At 46.4% G+C, this 19252-nt stretch carries 15 protein-coding genes; 12 read left to right on the top strand and 3 right to left on the bottom strand.

Annotation, left to right across the window (positions count from 1 at the left end):
- The first annotated feature begins 21 nt into the window (after positions 1 to 21).
- From sps_RS07655 to sps_RS07610, 10 genes are all read left to right on the top strand, one after another.
- Positions 22 to 525 carry a GNAT family N-acetyltransferase gene (locus sps_RS07655; protein WP_077755588.1) on the top strand — a complete coding sequence of 168 codons (504 nt, stop codon included), beginning with the start codon at positions 22 to 24 and terminating at the stop codon, positions 523 to 525.
- Between the two features lie 80 nt (positions 526 to 605).
- The gene (locus tag sps_RS07650) at positions 606 to 1223 is read left to right on the top strand and encodes a GNAT family N-acetyltransferase (protein WP_077751995.1); all 618 of its coding nucleotides are present in this window, start codon (positions 606 to 608) and stop codon (positions 1221 to 1223) included.
- A 166-nt stretch (positions 1224 to 1389) separates the two neighbouring features.
- Positions 1390 to 1857 (top strand): hypothetical protein, encoded by a 468-nt coding sequence (locus sps_RS07645; protein ID WP_077751994.1) that lies wholly within the window; start codon positions 1390 to 1392, stop codon positions 1855 to 1857.
- 139 nt (positions 1858 to 1996) lie between these two features.
- Positions 1997 to 2386, top strand: a complete 390-nt coding sequence (locus sps_RS07640) for a hypothetical protein (protein ID WP_077755587.1) — start codon at positions 1997 to 1999, stop codon at positions 2384 to 2386.
- Positions 2387 to 2633: 247 nt separating this feature from the next.
- Complete coding sequence (locus sps_RS07635; RefSeq protein ID WP_077751993.1) at positions 2634 to 3320, top strand: ABC transporter ATP-binding protein; 687 nt, start codon at positions 2634 to 2636, stop codon at positions 3318 to 3320.
- Complete coding sequence (locus sps_RS07630) at positions 3310 to 4365, top strand: HlyD family secretion protein (RefSeq protein ID WP_077751992.1); 1056 nt, start codon at positions 3310 to 3312, stop codon at positions 4363 to 4365. Before sps_RS07635 ends, sps_RS07630 begins: the two co-directional genes overlap by 11 nt.
- Before the next feature lie 83 nt (positions 4366 to 4448).
- Positions 4449 to 5561, top strand: a complete 1113-nt coding sequence (locus sps_RS07625) for an efflux RND transporter periplasmic adaptor subunit (protein WP_077755586.1) — start codon at positions 4449 to 4451, stop codon at positions 5559 to 5561.
- A gap of 11 nt (positions 5562 to 5572) precedes the next feature.
- Positions 5573 to 6781: an efflux RND transporter periplasmic adaptor subunit gene (locus tag sps_RS07620; protein WP_149027395.1), complete on the top strand. Its 1209-nt coding sequence runs from the start codon at positions 5573 to 5575 to the stop codon at positions 6779 to 6781.
- 79 nt (positions 6782 to 6860) lie between these two features.
- On the top strand, positions 6861 to 8117 hold the full coding sequence (locus sps_RS07615) for an ABC transporter permease (protein ID WP_077751990.1): 1257 nt from the start codon (positions 6861 to 6863) through the stop codon (positions 8115 to 8117).
- Between the two features lie 318 nt (positions 8118 to 8435).
- Positions 8436 to 9473, top strand: a complete 1038-nt coding sequence (locus sps_RS07610; RefSeq protein ID WP_077751989.1) for a Preprotein translocase subunit SecY — start codon at positions 8436 to 8438, stop codon at positions 9471 to 9473.
- Between the two features lie 109 nt (positions 9474 to 9582).
- Here the strand turns inward: sps_RS07610 and sps_RS07605 are convergent, their stop codons facing one another.
- The 3 genes from sps_RS07605 to sps_RS07595 are packed head-to-tail and all read right to left on the bottom strand — an operon-like array spanning position 9583 to position 14444.
- On the bottom strand, positions 9583 to 13542 hold the full coding sequence (locus sps_RS07605; RefSeq protein ID WP_237158017.1) for a cobaltochelatase subunit CobN: 3960 nt from the start codon (positions 13540 to 13542) through the stop codon (positions 9583 to 9585).
- 18 nt (positions 13543 to 13560) lie between these two features.
- Positions 13561 to 13920 carry a DUF2149 domain-containing protein gene (locus tag sps_RS07600; protein WP_077751988.1) on the bottom strand — a complete coding sequence of 120 codons (360 nt, stop codon included), beginning with the start codon at positions 13918 to 13920 and terminating at the stop codon, positions 13561 to 13563.
- Entirely contained in the window at positions 13917 to 14444 is a 528-nt protein-coding gene (locus tag sps_RS07595) for a MotA/TolQ/ExbB proton channel family protein (RefSeq protein WP_077751987.1), read from the bottom strand. Before sps_RS07595 ends, sps_RS07600 begins: the two co-directional genes overlap by 4 nt.
- A 186-nt stretch (positions 14445 to 14630) precedes the next feature.
- Here sps_RS07595 and sps_RS07590 point away from each other — a divergent pair, with 186 nt between their 5' ends.
- Together sps_RS07590 and sps_RS07585 are read left to right on the top strand one after the other, a co-directional pair.
- A complete protein-coding gene (locus tag sps_RS07590; protein WP_169915709.1) occupies positions 14631 to 16790 on the top strand; it encodes a TonB-dependent hemoglobin/transferrin/lactoferrin family receptor in 2160 nt (719 codons plus the stop codon).
- Positions 16791 to 16797: 7 nt separating this feature from the next.
- Positions 16798 to 19251: a proprotein convertase P-domain-containing protein gene (locus tag sps_RS07585; RefSeq protein ID WP_077751985.1), complete on the top strand. Its 2454-nt coding sequence runs from the start codon at positions 16798 to 16800 to the stop codon at positions 19249 to 19251.
- The last annotated feature ends 1 nt before the right edge of the window (position 19252 follow it).

Below are 19252 nucleotides of genomic sequence, written 5' to 3'. Positions count from 1 at the left end.
GTTAAAGGAGTTGGGATACAATTGATTGTTTTGGAAACATCTAGACTTATTCTCAGGCATGCGGCATTGACCGATGTTGAGTTTATCTTGACCTTGTTAAACACCCCTGGCTTTATTGAAAACATAGGCGATCGCGGTGTCAGAGACCTTTGTCATGCACAGACTTATCTTATCGATGGTCCGATATCCAGCTATCAACAAAATGGCTTCGGGCTTTATGTGGTGGAGTTAAAATCGAGCGGAGAGTCGATAGGACTCAGCGGCTTGGTAAAAAGGCTTGTACTCGACGCTCCCGATCTTGGTTATGCTTTTCTGCCAGGGTTTTGGGGGAAAGGTTATGCGGTCGAATCGGCTCAGGCGGTTGTCTGCCATAGTAAAGACCTGTCCATTTCGCGGATCTTGGGTATTGTGAGTCCAGGCAACACAGCCTCAATTAAAGTGTTAGAGAAGGTGGGTATGGCATTCGATACGACTATGGTGTGGGAAGAGGACAATTCTGAAGTCTTGCTTTATCGATTAACCTAGCCCTAATAAATAGTTCTAATAAATAAGCAGAGTTTAATAGCCCGTAACCGTTTTTTATTAAACGACTCATAATGGTAATGATGAAGGAGAGGACATTGGACAATACAGAGCGAACCGAGTACTTATCGGGCGAATATATGGTGCTTGAGCCTTTAACTTTAGAACATGTTCCTGCTTTATCTTTGGCGGTTGCCGATGGTGAACTCTGGCAACTTTGGTATACCTCAGCGCCTCATCCTGATGAAATGAAATCTTATATTGAAACGGCTATCGCAGCCGAGCAGCGAGGGGAAGTACTGGCCTTTGCGGTGAGAGATAAGCGCTCGGGAGAGTTGATCGGTTCAACCCGGATTTGCGCATGGGATCAAGAGAATAGGCGTCTCGAGATAGGCCATTCCTGGTATGCCAAGCGTGCTCAGAAGACAGGTATCAACACAGAGGCCAAACTATTATTGCTCAGTTATGCATTTGAAACTTTAGATGTGATGGCCGTGGAATTTAGAACCCACTGGCATAATCAGGCTTCCAAAGAAGCGATAACTCGCCTCGGTGCAAAGCAAGATGGTGTGCTGAGAAATCATAAGATTCTCAAAGACGGTACGGTGAGAGATACTGTGATTTACTCGATTATTGACAGCGAATGGCCGACGGTGAAACAACATTTGAAGTTTAGGTTACAGCAAAACCAGAAGCTTTGATTAGCTCTTGACTAGCAGTTTGCAAGTTAATATTAAGTAAGAATAATGGCTTTAACTTATATAGCGCTTGATTAACTAAGGCGGCCTGAATATAGTCGAAGTCTCGAGTTACGCCTTAGAAGCCGTTTCATTTCACCTGAACGGTATAACAAGAAAGGGATACCCAATGCCGAGTTCAACTACTCGCCTAGTATCGATTAAGAATCGACGTATTAGCCAAATTAAACACAGTCTTATTAAACCCAGTCTTATTCTCCCTCTTTTATGTCTGGTACCGCTTTCAGCTTCTGCGGCTCCCAGTGAAGCTGAAATAATTTTTAGCAATGAAGTGATCGAGTGTGCTTCCTATTACCAGATAAGCTCAGATGCAATAGCGGCCATGAATGCGCCTCAGATGCAGACTGTGGGTGAGCGATTGAAGAGTTCATCTGTTAAGGCTATCTCGATAGCTGAGAAGTACCAGGCTAAAGAAGATGTGGCCGATGTGCTATCTAACGTTCAGCAGAAGCAGCTGGCATCATTGCCGGACAGCAAGAGTTTAGGTGGCTTGATGGGCAAGTATAAAGATAGCTGTAAAAAGCTACTTGCAGAGCCTCAGAAGCGCTTGGATTATTGGATAATGGCCACCATGTAACTCTGTAGCACTGCAATTTAAAATGGTCATTCGTATAAAGAGAGCCCCAGGGCTCTTTTTTTGAAAGAAAATAATGGCCAAGCCTGTCTATCTGAATAGTGCCACTAATTATTCACGCCAATTAAACGTGAGGACGTCAATGAATTACTATTTTATCGCCGCTGCAATCCTTGGTTTTTTGACCTGTATCGGTCATTTCACCTATGGTGTGAAACAGTACCTTAATCCTATGCTCGCCGCGTCTTTCGATCCCGTGGCTAAAGCTATTATGCATTGTGTATTTCACTATGTGTCGGCATTTTTGGTGTTATCGACTTTAGTTTTAGCCGTATGCGGCTTAGATCTTGTGTCATACATGCAAGGGATCAGCTTGGTACTTTTCGTCGCCCTTAATTTCGCACTCTTTGCGGTATGGCAGATCTATTTCGCCTTCTTTAGTGATATCAATTCTCCCTTCAAGCATCTTTTCCAATGGACGCTGTTTTCAAGCATCTCAGCCTTGAGCCTGATGGGGATCTATTTTACCTAACTTTTCACCTGACTATCCTGTAGCCTTCATCATCCGATAACTTTGCAAAGTTAATTAAATTCAATTGTCTGCGCACTCGCTTATCGGGCATTGTATAATCGAAATCCAAATATTCATTGAACTTGATGGGTTCAATGTACTCTGTAGTCTATAGAGAAAAGAGCTGTGCATAGGCTCTTATATGATACAAAACTAAAATGATGACTGAATTCTAGGGACGGAATATGGGTGTAAGTGAGAGAGCGTTATGATAAGAGTCAGTGGGTTAACTAAAGAGTATCAGATGGGGGAGTCGTCAGTTTTTGCCCTGAGGGGAGTCGACTTTACCATTAAACAAAATGAATTTGTTGCGATCATGGGGCCATCAGGTTCGGGAAAGTCTACCTTGATGAACATCATAGGCTGTCTGGATAAGCCTAGCTCGGGGAGTTACCAGCTCAATGAACAAGAGGTTGCCAGCCTGGATGACGATGCATTATCTGCGGTGAGAAACAAGGAGATAGGTTTCGTGTTTCAGAGTTTTCATTTGTTACCCAGAATGAGTGCACTGCAAAATGTTATTTTACCCTTAAGATATTCAATCCCGCCAAATGACGACACAGCTTATGCCAATGAGCTCTTGATGCGGGTAGGGCTGGGAACACGTCAAGACCATAGGCCCAATCAGCTATCTGGTGGTCAAAGACAAAGAGTCGCCATCGCGCGGGCACTGGTGAACAAACCTGCTATCTTATTGGCCGATGAACCAACGGGAGCACTGGACAGTAAGACATCGGTGGAGATCATGGAGTTATTCACTGAGCTGCACCAAGCGGGTCAAACCATTATCTTAGTCACCCATGAAGAGGAAGTGGCCGCTTATGCCCACCGGGTGATCCGCATGCGAGATGGCCATATCGTCGAAATAGAGGAGCGTGGTGTCTATGCTGCTTAGTTCTCATCGTTCTCCATTTCTATCAAAACTTGTCTTGATTGCTTCATTTTCGTTGCCGATTAATTTTGCTGTGGCCGGGGAAGTGAGTGTGATAAATAACACGGCACCTAGCGCAGTATCTGCTGCAGATATTGCTAACACAGGCGAACAGGCTTTATTGCTCACCGGGCAAATTTCTTCGGTTCAGTCTCAATCTTTTATGGTGCCAAAGGCCGGGGATGCCTGGCGTTATCAAATACAGTGGATGCTGCCCGAGGGGACCGTCGCCGAGCCGGGCGAAACTGTGGTTATCTTCGACAAGAGTCAAATAGCCAACCAGATAGAACAACTTGAAGCGAGTCTGCTTAGGGTCACGGCTCAGGAGCAGAGTCAGGGTATCGATCTCACTGCGAGTGTGTTGCAGGCCAAATTCGATGTTAAACAGAAAAAATCTGAACTCGAGAAGAGCCAGCTTGATGCCGATGTGCCAGCGGATTATATCGCCGCTAAGGATTATGCCGAGAACCAATTTAACTTAATGCAGGCTCGAAGTGAGTTATCTAAAGTCGAGCAGGCGCTAAAAGAAGTATTGGATAAACAAGCCGCCAGCAAGGCGCAATTAGCCATAGATCGACGCCGTGCTCAATTAGAGTTACAGCAAGCATTAAACGGATTAGAGCAACTCGAAGTTAAGGCCAAGATAAAAGGCCCTGTGCTCTATGACAGCGATCCCTGGAATAATAAGAAGTTTGCCGTTGGTGATACGGTGCAAATAGGCAGGCAAATAGCCACTTTGCCTGCGATGGAGGAGTTAGAGGTTATCGCTTGGGTCAATGAGGTGGATGTTGACAAGATCGCTGTGGGGACTCAAGTTACATTGAGACTGGATTCCCAATCGGAAAAACCGTTTACCGGTAACATTAAAGGTATTGGTCGTCAGGCTCAGAAACAACCAGCTTGGGGTCAGAGTAATTGGTTCAAGGTTGAGGTGAGTTTTAAGGCCGATGAAGATATCAAGATTGTGCCTGGTATGAGTGTTTTAGTCAGTACTGGAGCCGTATCATGAGTAGGACTTTTCACATTTCACTGTTACCTCAGCGCTTATTGCCTACGAGTTTAATTCTGTCTCTATTCTTGCTAACTGGGTGCATGAGAGCGCCAGTGACTTCCATTGAACTTGGCGTGTTGAAACAAAATATTGAGGCTACTGGTGAGCTGGTATCCGCCGATACGATTTCTATGATGCCACCTTCGATACGTAGAGTGTGGCAATACCAGGTAAAGCAGCTCGCACCGGAAGGCTCTCAAGTACAAGAGGGGGACATGGTTGCCCAACTCGATACCTCTGAATTGACCCAACGTTTATCGGTCAAGACGGCTAAATTAGAAGCAACCCTACAGGACATTGAAACCTCGAAGCTGCGCAATGCAAAACAGTTGGAGGAGCTGAGGCTAGCTCTCGCCGAGGCTAAGATGAGTTTCGATAAAGCGGAGCGTAAGTTTAAGCTGTCAGATGAAACTGTTGCAGCGATCGATAAGGTCAAGTATGAGAAGGATGCCGTCATAGCTAAGGACAAGGTAAAACTTACCCAACAAAAAATTGAACTTGAAAATCAAAGTGCTAAACAAAGAGAAGCCATGTTGGAGGGAGATAGACAAAAATTTTCTTCCGAGGTGGCAGCGCTTAAACGTGGCATAGAATCTCTTACTCTGATAGCTCCCCGTGAAGGCATGGTGGTATACGGTAATGACTCTCAAGGTAATAAGATTAAGGAAGGCCAGTCTGTTTTTATGGGGGATGCGGTACTCAGCATTCCTGATTTGAATCATATGCAGGTGAACATGACGATACCGGAAGTAGAAGCTAGCCGGGTAAAGTTAGGTCAGAAGCTCAAAATAAGACTAGATGCTAATCCTGATAAAGTCTTTCATGGGGAAATTATCGAGCTCGGCGCCGTCTTTCGTCATAAGAATCAGGAGGTGCCTCTGGTGGTGTTCGATGCTGTAGCCAGCATTAATGAAGCAGACACTGATTTAATGAGACCCGGTATGACAGCAAAAATTGCCATCGATATTGCCAACGATAAGGAGGAACTCTTATTGTCTCTGGACGCCGTACATTACGAGTCTGGTCAGGCATATGTACTTTTACCTGGTTTGTTTGGCGACTCTAAGCAGGATGTCACCATAGGGACGATTGGCAAAGAACAGGTATCGATACGTTCTGGGCTTGAAGCTGGCCAAGAGGTACTACTGCCATGATAAACAAAACGATGAAAACGGTTAAGTTGGCACCCATTAGTTTGATGTTACTGCTTACGTTGACGGCATGCAGTCAACAAGCCAGCGACGGCGTACTCACCATGGATGTGAGCCGAGCCGATTTCAATGTCGAGATCCCAGCGGTTGGAGAGCTTGAAGCCAGCCAGTCCACCTCTGTTATCGTGCCGACAGGACTACGTGGCCCACAGTCATTAGCCTGGATATTAGATAACTTCAGCCAGGTTAAAGCGGGGGACGTTGTCGCCAGAATGGATCCCACCCGAGAAAATTATCGCCTCAAGATGGAACAGTTCGATTTCGACAAGTTGGCATTCGATAGTCAGATGCAGACCGAGAAAGACAAGACAATCAGTCAGTCACTTTCAGCGGGGACTAGGGTGACCAGCGAAGAGAAAGAATTAGCTGAGCGTTTCTTCAGTGAAGATGAGCGCGTCTATACCAAGATAGAGATTATCGATCAGATGCGTAATCAGGATTACTTGGTGGCTAAGATGCATTATTTTGATTGGGGTTTAGATAAGCATGGTGAACAGGCCGATGCCGAGCAGGAGTTAATAAAACTTCAGCAAAAGGGCCATTCGGCTAAGATAAACCGCTATGAGAGTAACCTTAATCAGATGGAGATCATCGCCCCTCACGATGGTTTATTTGTCTATCAGTCTGGTTGGGATGGCTCGTTTCCCATGGTTGGAGACATGATGTGGTCAGGTTTCTCTATTGGCTTATTACCCGATACCTCTGTGATGCAGGCGAAATTATTTGTGCAGGAATCTGAGGCTGCGGGTCTTGCCATAGGAAAAACAGCGACCGTCTATCTGGATGCCTATCCGGATCAACCTTTCACCGGTAAGGTGACTCAAGTTGATGCCTTGGCTAAACCTAAAGAAAAAGACAGTCCGGTCAACTATTTCCAATTTACCATCAGTTTAGATAAAACATTAGTGTCTATCATGCAGCCTGGCAGGCAAGTGCAGGCTCAGGTTCACCTGCTTAATCTACAAGATGTGCTCACAGTGCCAAATCAGGCTCTGTTTCAGAAAGAGGGTCAATATTGGGTCTACCTCAAGACACGTGCTGGTTTCATAAAGCAGGCGGTGACGCCTGGCAGTCGTAGTTTAAATCGCACCGTTATCACAGATGGCTTAAATCAGGGTGATGTGATTGCCCTCACGACGCCCCCAAAGAGGAGCCGAGTATGAATATTGTCATAGTGAGCACCGATGGCTTAAATCAGGGTAATGTGATTGCGCTTACCACGCTTCCAAAGAGGAGGCTAATATGAGTCTAGTCAATGAGAGTAAAGTCTATATTGAAGGGATTAAGCAGGCTTTCGATGAGATGCGGCACCATAAATTACGCACTGCTTTGACCCTACTGGGGATGATATTTGGCGTTGGCGCCGTGATCGCCATGTTGAGTGTGGGCGAGGGCGCAGAGCGAGAAGCGCTGAAGATGATTGAATCCATGGGGGTTAGAAACCTGGTGGTCAATGCCAGACCAGCGGATGGCGAAGCGCTTAAATCGATTCGAGAGCACAGCATAGGTCTGAGCCTCAGAGATGTGGAGAGTGCCAAGGATACCTTGCCCTTCGTGGAGAATTGGAGCGCCGAGAAGCAGGTCAAAACCTTCAGTTTATTCAGCCTTGAAGGCCGCAGTGATGCTCAGGTTAAAGGGGTGACACCTAGCTATTTTGACTTGAGTGCCCTGAAGATGAGCGAGGGAGCAGCGTTTAATTCCAAGGATGAGGCCCATTATCGACAAGTCGCGGTATTAGGCCCGGAAGCTGCCAGAAGTTTGTTTCCACAGGGCAAGGCTATCGGCAGCGTGATCAAGATAAATCATCAGTGGTTCACCGTGGTTGGGGTGTTGACCGATGCCCAGAACGGTAAGTCAAAAATTCAGGGAGTAAAACTGGGTGGAGAGCGAAATGAAGTATTCATTCCTCTCACCACAGCTCTGAAGAAGATGAATTTTAAGAGTCTGGAAGATGAATTAGATGCTTTTAAGGTGTCACTTACCGAAGGTGTAGAGCCTTCGTTGGCAGCCAAGAGTCTGAGGCATCTTATCAACCGTCGCCACGGTGGTGAAAAAGATTATGACATAGTGGTACCGGCTGATTTGCTGGCTCAACATCAGAAGACACAACAGATATTCAATATTGTCATGGCCTGTGTGGCAGGGATCTCCTTGCTGGTGGGCGGCATAGGTATTATGAATATCATGTTGGCTACCATTATGGAGCGTACTGGAGAGATAGGCTTACTCAGGGCATTAGGCGCCAGACGTAAAGATATTGCTCGTCAATTTTTGATCGAGAGTATAGTCATTTCGGCTACGGGTGGTGTTATAGGCATAGGTGTTGGCCTGTTGCTGGCGTTCGTGATCTCTTCTGCCGCGGGTTGGCCGGTGGCATGGTCTCCCTTTGCTATCTTGTTGGCACTAGGAGTGTGTATGACTATTGGTGTGGGTTTTGGCCTCTATCCGGCGAAGAAAGCGGCTAAACTGGATCCGATTGTCGCCCTGCAAAGAGATTAGTCTCAGTTGTATCGTAGTCATAAGTTATAAGTGATAAGTCAGTTTACGGCCTTGTATCGATTAGCGATGCAAGGCCGTTATTTTTATGGCGTTGACAATTAACCCTGTATTTACACTGTATCAATACCCGATACACATAGGCGAGCAGGCTTTAAGCAGATTTCTCATCGGCGAATGAAAAACCGCCAACAAGTGCTGCTAGGCCGTGGTTTATAAGGGAAATAGCGTAGATTTCATGTATGCTAGCGCTCCATTTTTTCTGTCTGCAGAGTTAAGCTGCGGACCAAGAGCACCGGCTCGCCGACATAGAAGTCAGATATGTTTTACAATCAAGATTTAGCCCTACGTTTCCCGAAAGGTAAGTTCGCCATGTGGAGCGTCTATAGCTTCACTGGCGCTTCTATCTTAGCCTCCATCGTATTCTCCCTATTGCTGTTTCTGTCCATTGATGACGACCCTGTGATGCAGTTGTTGTTTGGCGGCCTAGCGGTGATTTTCGAACTGGGTAAATTTTTTGCCTGGTATGAGGTGGGCGAACGTCATGGGAGACGTAACTACCCTGGCATGTTATCCGCATTAGGCTTCTATCTGGTGCTCGCGGCTATCTCAATCGGTGGTTCAGTGGGTGGCATCAACAGCGCGACTAACAAGGCTCAGGAGCATGTCAACGTACAACAAAGTAAGGTTAATGCTTTTAATATGCAGATTGAGGCCATCGAGAAGCAGATAGCGCTCAATAATGTGGCCGCCGAGAAATACATTCAGATGGAGCGCATTGCTACCGGGGTAACGCGTATTCAGAAAGAGAATAATAAGCTGAGGCTGGAGCAACAAACTTTGGCCATGGAGCGAGATAGCTTGCCCCTAGTCAGTCAAGGCTCTGTCATTGGCTTGATCGACAGCTTAGCCAGCTTTTTGAACATTCAGGCTAGCACGGCTCAGCTGGGTCTAGTGGTTTTTCTCTCGGTATTGCTAGATTTCTTCGCTGCCTTCTTTGTCGGTCTTATCGGTGAAGAGAATCGTTTTCGCCATCAATTTCATAACATGAAGCCGCTGACCATCGAGGGCTTTACCGCGAAGGAGAGTATGCCCACCGAATTACTGTCTCATTTTGATGAAACAGATACTGTGAGTGAACCCGAGAAAACCTCCTATGAACAAGTTATCCAGGCATTAAGCTCAAATCGAGTGAATTGCAGCAAACGGGCGGTGAGTAAGCACTTAAATTTTTCTACTGATGAGGTGGATGAAATTTTTGCTAGGCTATTCGATGAAGGTGTGGTGAGTAAGAAGGCCAATAATCATTATCAGTGGCATGGGGTGTCAAAAGCTGAGCTTGAGGCAGAACTCGCTTAATATTGAATATTATAAATTCATTTACCATGTTCAATAAAATGGCAGGGCGTTAATACGCTCTGCCGTTTTTGTTTTTTTATTCCTATACCTCTGATGTTTACGGCGTCAGCTAGCCGACGTCTTTGCCTCGCTGAGGCTCTCTCGTCAATAATGGCTTGACTGCGCCAGCGAAGAAGATAAATAGCAAGGCGAATAGGGGAACTAGATACCAGAAATCATCTTTTTGTTCACTTGGTTTTTGCACCTGCTCCAGTTTCTGTCCCGTGACCTGTTGTTTTGCCTGTGTAGGTTTTGACTGGCTGGGCTGTGGAACTTCTAACGCAGGTGCCAGTGGTGCCAAGCCAAAGCCTGCCCCCCGGGTTTCGACAAATTCGGTAAATTTGTCGTTATCTGTGACTACATCGAAGCGATTAGCGAGACTGATATAGGTTTCAAGCATCTTTTTAATGGTTGCTTCATCGGTTTTCCAGTAGTCCTTACGATTGGCCTCAATCATGCGTTCAAGCATTTGAGCCAGCGCGTGTGCGTTGTTCTCTTCGAAGAAGGCCTGCATATCTAACTGATACTTATCTTCAATATAGACCTCAAATACCTCCTGCCACTGATCGTCTCTTACTAACTCTGGTGTCATTACCTCCCAGCCCCAGAGATTATTGATACGATCGAGTATGGTTGTCGCCCCGGCATAACCTGACGCTTGCATTGCCTCTATCCAGCGAGGGTGGAAGTAGCGCCCACGCATCTCGTTATTGAGAAAGCTGGCCATAGTTTGTGACTTTATTTTATCTTTACGGCGTAAGTTACTGATATACATCTCAGGCGTCTGACCATCAATGTTTCTTACTGCCTGACCAATACCGCCGAAGTATTGGAAGGGATCATCATTAGTCAGTAGGGCATAGAGGTTGGTCGAACGGGAAAATATCACCGCATCGGTACCAGACAGGGCCTTGCCATAGAGATCGACATCGCTGACTTTCTCGCTCCAGCGACTCTCGTCTTTTCCATAGGCATAACCCATTCGTTTTACATAGAGTGAACTCATCTGATCATCGGTTTCCCAATTGCCAGAGTTCAACGTCTGATCCGCAAGACCTGAACCGTAAGTGCCAGAATCATTTGAAAAAATACGAATGCTGGAGAGATAATCGGCTTCCTCTTCCGTTTTACCTTCATCCACCAGTTGCTGTTTCATTGCTTGAGAATGGCGATAGGCAAAATTATTGTCCTCCTTCATTGTCGCTATGGTATCGATAGCATCCGCCATCCAGAGCATGACATTGGGGAAGGCATCTCTGTATAGACCCGTTGCCGATACCACCACGTCAATCCTTGGGCGTTTGAGCTCACTCATGGGGATCACTTCGACCCCAATGACATCATCTTGATCGTCCCATTGGGGTTTAACACCCAGCGCTTGAAGTATTTGTGCTTCTAAGGCCCCATGATGACGCATGGTTTCCAGCGACCAGAGAGAAAAAGCCAGTTTGTCTGGGTACTTACCGTGCTTTTCTCGGTAATCCGCCACTGTCTGTTCCAGCAGCAATACACCCGCCGCATAGGCTTCTTTCGATGGCACCTTTGCCGGATTGAATCCAATAAGATTACGTCCGGTTGGTACTGACTCAGGGCTACGAATTGGATCGCCGCCATATGACACAGGAATATAGTTAGCCGATAGGGCTAAGAGTAAGTTCTCTGTCTCGGCAATCTTGGCAAAATTATCCCAGTATTGCTTTGCAGTACTGAGCCAGGTTTGTAACTCTTGGCTTAAGTCATCAAGCTGTTTACCTTGAATCGAGGCCTGTAACAGTTGGAAGCCAGCTAAAGCCTCGAGATGTGTCACGTTCAGCCTGTCTTTCTGTTTATCAGCAGGTAGAGTCAGGCCGTGGTCATTTTCGTAGACTTTGGCCGCTTTGGTAAAATCATCGCCCAACATCTGCAGCATGGTGCTATACAAGTGCTGCTCTTTAGGTAGCAAGCCGAAGGTATGTACTCCGAGCGGCTGAGCCTGTTCAGCCATCTCGGTAAGCTGATCTTGGAGTCGGGCTAAATTCTTGTCGAAATCACGGTCAAACTCCTGCTTTTCCATGGCTAAATCTTTTAGCAGGTTAAGGGCTTCAACTTTTTTGGTGATATTTTTCTTGGTATTCTCTTTCGTTTGTCCCTCATCCAACAGGCGATAATTTGACAGCAGGTCGTTGAGTTTAGCGATATCGGCATACAGACCTGCCTTAGCAAAACCTGGGGTCAGATGGCTGATAGTGGTTGCTCGGCCTCGACGTTTTGCCTGCATCGCCTCACCGACATTGTCTATGATGTAAGGGTAAAATACTGGCACATTACCAACGGCTAAGTTGGGTGAGTCATTGACCGAAAGTCCACGCTCTTTGCCGGGCAACCACTCTTGTGAGCCATGGGTGCCCAAGTGAATAATGGCATCGGCATTAAAGACTTGCTCGGCGTAGAGATAGATGGCCAAAAATCCATGATTAATAGGGGTTTTCATATCATGATAAAGGGCTCCTTGCTCACTGATATCATTACTGCGGCCCCCTTGGGGAAGCACGATAAGATTGCCAAGGTTCATCCGAGGAATGATGAAGGCAAGCTCGCCGTCCTTGTCGGTAAGCATAGGGCTGTCTTTGGCCTGTCCCCATCGCTTGTTGATTGATTCTTGAACCGATATTGGTAAGTCTGCAAACCAAGCATTATAAATCGATAGGGGGAGTAGGTCGGCTAAATCTTCATTTAATAAGCCACTGGCATCTTCGTCACGATAATAGGGGCGCAGTAATTTACCTGCAGATTCGATGATCTCTTTTGCTGGCTTAGGATTGACGTTATAACCGTCTTCTCTCATTGCCTTGGCAATCACCTCTATTGAGGCTGGGACATCAAGAAATGCTGCGCCTATGTTTTTTTCACCAGGTGGGTAATTCCAGATAAATGTCGCGACACGTTTGTCTTTATTAGCGGTGATGGCAAGTTTGGCATGGTTGACGGTGCGCTCGATGAGGGCATTCATCTCTCTGGGCATCACCACCTTATTGCCCCTTTCATTGGCTGCGATAATAGAGGGGTCGATACTGCCAGTATCTTCTGGCATAACCAGAAGAAATGGGGTTAAGCCTGGGGATATTCCTGCTTGAGCTTGTGCGAAATGCTCACTGTCACCATCGACATAGTTAAGCGCATGAATTATAGGGATCCCAAGTTGCTCAAATTCGTCGCGGCGTTTTTTCACATAATGAAGCGAGCGATAGTTGATCATAAGGTTAGCACGTACTTGCCCATCGTCATCTGTTAACAAGTCAGTGTATGTTAACTTATCCTCTTTATCGTCATAGAAGAAAGCGAAGGCACGTTGGCCTTTTGCTTCTATGCCGTTGATCATGGCATCGACAACTTGCTGTTGCTCATAATCTATAGCCGAGCGGTGGATTCCTATGGTGATCACCGCTTGTTGTTTAGTTGGGGCAAGCCAGGTAAAAAACGCCTGCTCATTATCGGTTAGTAGATCAGTATATTGTGGATGATACAGGCCGGTTACCGGAGTGACTGATGGTTTTGGCGCCTTTATCTTACTGATATTGAACACGTCACCAGCAATATAAGCCATCATGTTTTTGTAGTTTCTACCGCCAGCATTACGAAAATACTCTGCCAGCATCTGACTCTGTTCGACGGCAAGGTTCTGATTGAATGTCTTACCTTCAAGATCCCCCAGTGAAACGATTTTTAACTGAGGAAACAGTGTGGGTATCGTCTCGAATTTTTCGAACATATACTCAGATAGAGATGGGTTGATGCCATCTAGCATCACTAGATCGGCGCTGCGCCACTGCTCAGCAATCTCCTTATCAGACTTCCCTTTGGTGATGAGTTGGATGAGTTCGAATGGCTGATCTTTTGCTAGTTTTGTTAATAGTGCCTTTTTTGGGGTCGAGTTATAGTTTGACATGACCATGAGTACTCGCTTGGTACTCTTTTCGGCACGCTCTGTCGCATCTGCCTGACTAAAACCTGGCATTAGCATGAATATCAGTATCAATACACGTAGAAACATGATGTTTTGCTCACTTCTTTACTGGTTATTTATTGCTGCTTGTTTATCTGAGGGCGAACTGCCAGTGTCTTCAGGCACATAAATCATCGAACCGTCGGCCATCTTGTAAGCTATGCCGGCACGAGCACCTTCTCCGCTGCCGATATTCCCCGATGATTTGTACTGTTTGATCTCTTTGCCTTCCTTGACGATGACCTCCATATTGGGCTTACCTGCATTCTTAACTAGGGTGACATTTTCGGCTGAAAACGTATTCAGGGGGTTCTGTGCTATGGCGATTAACAGGGCGGCGATGAGCACCAGAAAAACATCGATAAGATTAACGCTGGACAGGATAGGGTTGAGCTCTTCATCTTCATCTAAGAAACGCACCTTCATTCTCCCCTTAACTTACGAATATTAATCAATTCTGCCGCGAACCAGCGCTTCTTTACCGATGCAGGCCAGAAGGTAAGGGTTGCGATAACCAGACCCCAGATAACCGAGGCGAAAGCGATGATAAGACTCTCACTGATCCCTTGAATATTACCGTCAGCAAGTGCTTTGAGTGCAGGACCCATAGGTACCATAGTGGCAATGAGTCCCAGCATGGGAGCGACACGAGTAACAACACGCAAGTTTTCAAGCTTCTTGAGGGCGAACACCTCGAGCTCATCTTCACAAGCCTTTGGGTTATTAACGAAATAGTTATGTATGGGATAACCCGAATACCATTTACGCTCTTTTATCTGAATCGTCTGCCTGTATCCCTGAGCATTCTTACGTCTTACGTAAAATAAGCCCGCAAATCGTCCCATGGCATAGATGGAGTAAATTAATAATAAGACGATACAAATGAGTACCGGTGTCATCAGATATCCAGACAGGTTAGCGAGTAGCCCTTCGAGTAAGAAAATGTTCATAAATTGTGATCCCTGTAAAAAAAGCAGGAATAATATATAGATAAAAAACCAATGCAAACGATAATCGATCTCATTACGATTAGTGTGATCAACATCATATTAACGAATGTTTCACTGTAATCTAAATGGTAATCATTATTATCTGGGTGTATGGTGCTGGCCTTTCTCAATCACAGCATGATGTTTATGAAATTATTACCCATTTCAGTTGCCGTTATTACCTGTATTTACAGTGGTTTAAGTTTCTCAGAGGTCGAACCTTCAACAAAGGTTGAACAGAAAAAAGACAAGATGGAGGTGATCAAGATTGTTGGTACCCGTCTGGAGAAACCGCTGACCGAAATATCGGGTAGTGCCGTAGTGATCACTGCAGCAGATATAGAAAACTTGGTGGCCACGGAACTGTCCGATCTTTTTAGAAATGAACCGGGTGTTTCAGTGACTGGCTCTGCGGGTACACCCCAGAACATTACTATTCGTGGGGTAACAGGTAATCGCATCCTGATGATAAAAGATGGCGTGCGGATGGCTGATGGTTATGGTGCCAGCGACATTAACGACAGTGTTGGGCGATTTAATTTCGATCTCGATGATGTGAAATCTATCGAGGTGGCCAAAGGGCCCGCTTCGGCATTTTTTGGCTCCGGTGCTTTAGGTGGTGTGGTGAAAGTTGAGACTAAGGAAGCGGCAGATTACCTCTATCATCATAATAATTATCTGTCGTTAAAAGGCCTGTATAGCGGGGTTAACGAACAGAAGAAGTTGTCTTTCACCGCAGCCACCAAAGCATTTGATATTCCTGTCATGTTGCGCGGTAGCCAATGGCAAGGCCATGAGCAACAGAACTATGGGGGGACGCGTCCCCCTGCCGATATCGATGGCACTAGTATCTCCTTCAATACCAATCTTATCAGCAACAAGCTGTGGTCGTTGAGTGTCAATAGTGACTGGCAGAGTCAGACCAAGTCGACAAATGCTTCACCGAGTTCCGTGCCTCAGCCTGATGGTGCCTGGGATGTGGTAAAGCGTGATAATGATGAAGAGCAAAGCTCAATGGTGCAACAGATCAAGCTGCAATACTCGCCAGAGTCATTCATCTTATTTGATAACTTATCGGGCCAAATCTTCTATGGCGAAACAGAAAACGAAAATAACGTTAACGACTTGCTCACGCGCACATTTATGAATGTACAAGAGCGATACCGTAGATATGAGAGTAATGAAACGTTCAAAGAAAAAACCTATGGATTCAGCGTTGACATGGATCTCTGGACCGAACTATATGGCATAGAGCATAATTTTCTCTATGGCTTAGAAGGGCAGAGTCTGAATCATTCTCGCACTAAGAATCGCAATAAGATTGAGAACGGTAAACAAACCTACTGGTCGAATAAACCTTTCGCCGATGCAAGCACTGACTCTTTCAGTGTCTATATTTCTGATGATATTAGCCTAACAGATAGCTGGGGAGTCCTTCTCAGCAGCCGATATGACAGAAATAGCCTGACACCTGAACAAACTGAGATCTCAAATATTACTCTGGAAGATAACGATTCAGATAATATCTCATCAAGTATTTCTTTAAGCTATGAACCCAGTGACGGAATAAGTGGTTACCTTGCCTATTCTCAAGGTTACCGCGCAGCGCCTTATGACAAGGTCTATGGCAGTATTCCCCATCTGTTTGCCTTCCCGCCGTTTGAGATCATCCCTAATTCTGAGCTTCATGAAGAGACCAGTGAGAGCATAGAGCTGGGCATGCGCTGGCAGTGGCAAGATCTGGATATTGCGGCAAGCTATTACTACAGCCAATTCGATGGATTTATCGATTGGGTTGAGGTTGGGCTTCGTCAGAGTGACGGCGTATTTGAACGTCAATTTGTCAATATCGACAGTGCCAGCTCTTGGGGCGGTGAATTCAACCTAGATTATAACTTGACTGAAAATTTGGACGTCCAGTTTCAAATGGGCTGGGTCGATGGCAAGAACAATGACACCGATGAAAAGTTACGTACTCTAACCCCGCTAGAGGGCTCTGTCTCTCTCAATTATCGATACGACAACTTACGTCTTTCGGGCCTTGTTAATGGGGCGAGCGAGATGGCGAATGTGACCACCTGTGTCGATCCTCTCACTGGTCCGCAGGATTGTCCGGCGCCAGCGGGTTGGGTGATTGTCGATCTTGCAGCCCAATACGAAGTTTATGCCCACTTCAAAGTTAACCTGTCGATTAAAAACCTACTCGATAAAGAGTATGTGCGCTACCAGGATGTTGCCGGTACGTCAGGTTATCAGCCCACTCAACCAGGACGTACCTTTAGCGCCTCTGTCTCTTACACATTTTAGGTGAAGTATGAAACATCATTTTAAATTAGCGGCTGTGGCGTTGCTCGTTAGCGGCATCTGTGGTGCAAGTGAATTACATTTTCTGACGCCATTGACTCCCATTCAGGTAGAAAGTGCAGGCCAGGCTAAAGATTATCTGAGCCAGGAATTCTCAAGGGAACACCAGCTAGCCTATGAGCGCCGCGGCGTATTCGGCCATTACTACAGTTTCTATCCTCTAATCGATGGGCTACCGATATTTTCCGTGGTGGATGCCTTAGGGGTGAACCGTGGCGGCATGCCATTTCGCTACTATCAGGCGTCAGTTGCTTCCTTGCAATCACACATCTGGCCTGAGTCTGAGCTTGCACCTGAGTCGGATGTGATAGCTCAGGCGATCGGCATCGAAGCGGATAATTTCGACATCCAAGGTCTGGCCAAAGGTTGGTGGTTGACTGAGGCGTCGGGCATTGAGCCCGTGTGGCAGGTGAAGGTCAAACAGTTTAAACCTGAGGCGACATTTTCTTTCTATATCGATTTAACCCATGAACAATTTTTGGCCAAGGAGCGCACGGTTGAAGCTTATCTGGCTGACTTTACTCCGAATGACTTGCTGACTGGTAACAGTCTTAAGGCGCTGGTATTCAATCCAGATCCTAAGACTAAGCTGATGGACGAAAGTCTGGAGCAACAGGCTCTGAGTGAGACCTTACCAGAGGCTGCTTATAGCCGAGTCGAGCTGCAAGATCTTCAGGCTGTCGATGGTGGCTTTATGCTCAGTGGCCCCTATGTGAAGGTCGTTGATTTAGCAGAGCCCGTAAATCCCGCTCCCTTGCTAACTGGCGACATTGAGTGGCGCCGTCATGACGATGAGTTTGTTCAGGTCATGGCTTATTATCATCTGGATAAGGCTCAGCGTCATCTGCAGAGCCTTGGTTATGAAGGTGCTAGCCAGATATTTTATTCTCCTATTGAGATTGATGCTCGTGGTGGCACTAACGATCAGTCGGCCTATTCCTTCTTGGAAAATAGGATCTTGCTCGGTGTCGGTGGTGTGCCCGACGGTGAAGATGCCGACGTGATCTGGCATGAATTTGGCCATGGTTTGATGCACTTTATCAATAATAGCGATAAGGGAGGGGACAGCGGTGCCATAGGCGAAGGTTTCTCTGATTTCTATGCTGGAGTGCACAGTTTCAGGGATCCACAAGGTCAGGTTTTTGAGCCAAATGTCATGTTTAACTGGGATGCCAGGTTCGGTAATCGTAAGCCCAGAACCTTAGACGATCAGTCGGCTAAATATAATCCTAATTATAATTATCCCGCTCACCAGTGGGTAAAAGATACCTTAGGCGATCAGCTCTGGTCGACGCCCTTGTTTCAGGGGATGCGCCGGGCGTTCGAAAGCCATGGCGATGAAGCGATTGACGATTTTGAACGAATTGTTATCGAAGCCATGTACGGCATGGGTGCCGGGGTACGTATGGATCAGCTCGCCCTGTCTACTCTCGACATGGCCGCCCGCATGCATCCAGAGAAAGACTATGCGGCCATTTTGCAGCAGCAATTTGATCAACATGGCTTGATCTTAGATCCCATCGAGTTAGCCATCTCCAGTGTGGTGAAGCAGCAGACAGGCTCAGTACCGTTAAACCTTAGCCTGCAAAACCTTGCGGTGGCGAAACTTGAAGCGATTAGCTTCAGCTTCTCAGACTTACCCGAGGGGCTTGTAGTGAGTGGTGATATGCCTCCAATTACTGAGCTGCTGGCCGGTGATACCAAGGCCATAGAGGGTCAGTTTACCTTAGCCCTTGGCGATAATCTTATTTGTGGACAGAAGATCACATTACCCGTCGATGTGCATTACACCAGTGATATCGCCGCGATAAATCATTCTCGGTTGGCGCTAGCGATGACAATTGGTGAGGGAGCTCATCAAACGGCCACAGGTGTTGGTGGAGACTTGAATGATGCAACGGCCAATGATGTCGGTTTGACCAAGGAGATGGGGGTTAACAACTTCTATCTGGACTTTAGTCAGCAGGATTTTAAAGTTAATCAAGATCTTACGCTATCACTGCACATCGAGCATCCCCAGTTTGACCAGCTCAGTATCAAGCTAATCAGTCCGTCGGGTCTACAGGTCGATATCTGGGATCGGGATTATTACCCGCGTACGAGTTTCAGACACACCTTGCCAAACAATGTGGCCGATATCGACTGGTCTGCAGTGATAGATGAGAGCCTGACAGGTCAGTGGCAGTTGCAGATCATCGATCATGACGCCGGTCATAAGGGCAAGCTGCTTTCATGGAGTTTGAGTCAGGTGAGTGAGTACACCTGTAGTCAGCCAGATGTGACTCCACAGCCAGATAAGAAAACCGATGAAAAAACGAAAGATTCAGGTGGCAGCCTAGGCTGGACACTTTGGATGCTTTGTTTCGCTTATATAACACGACAATATGTAAAAACGGAGAAGTAGG

The organism is Shewanella psychrophila (assembly GCF_002005305.1).
GTDB classification, from domain to species: domain Bacteria; phylum Pseudomonadota; class Gammaproteobacteria; order Enterobacterales; family Shewanellaceae; genus Shewanella; species Shewanella psychrophila.
This window is presented reverse-complemented; position numbering and strand designations above follow the sequence as displayed.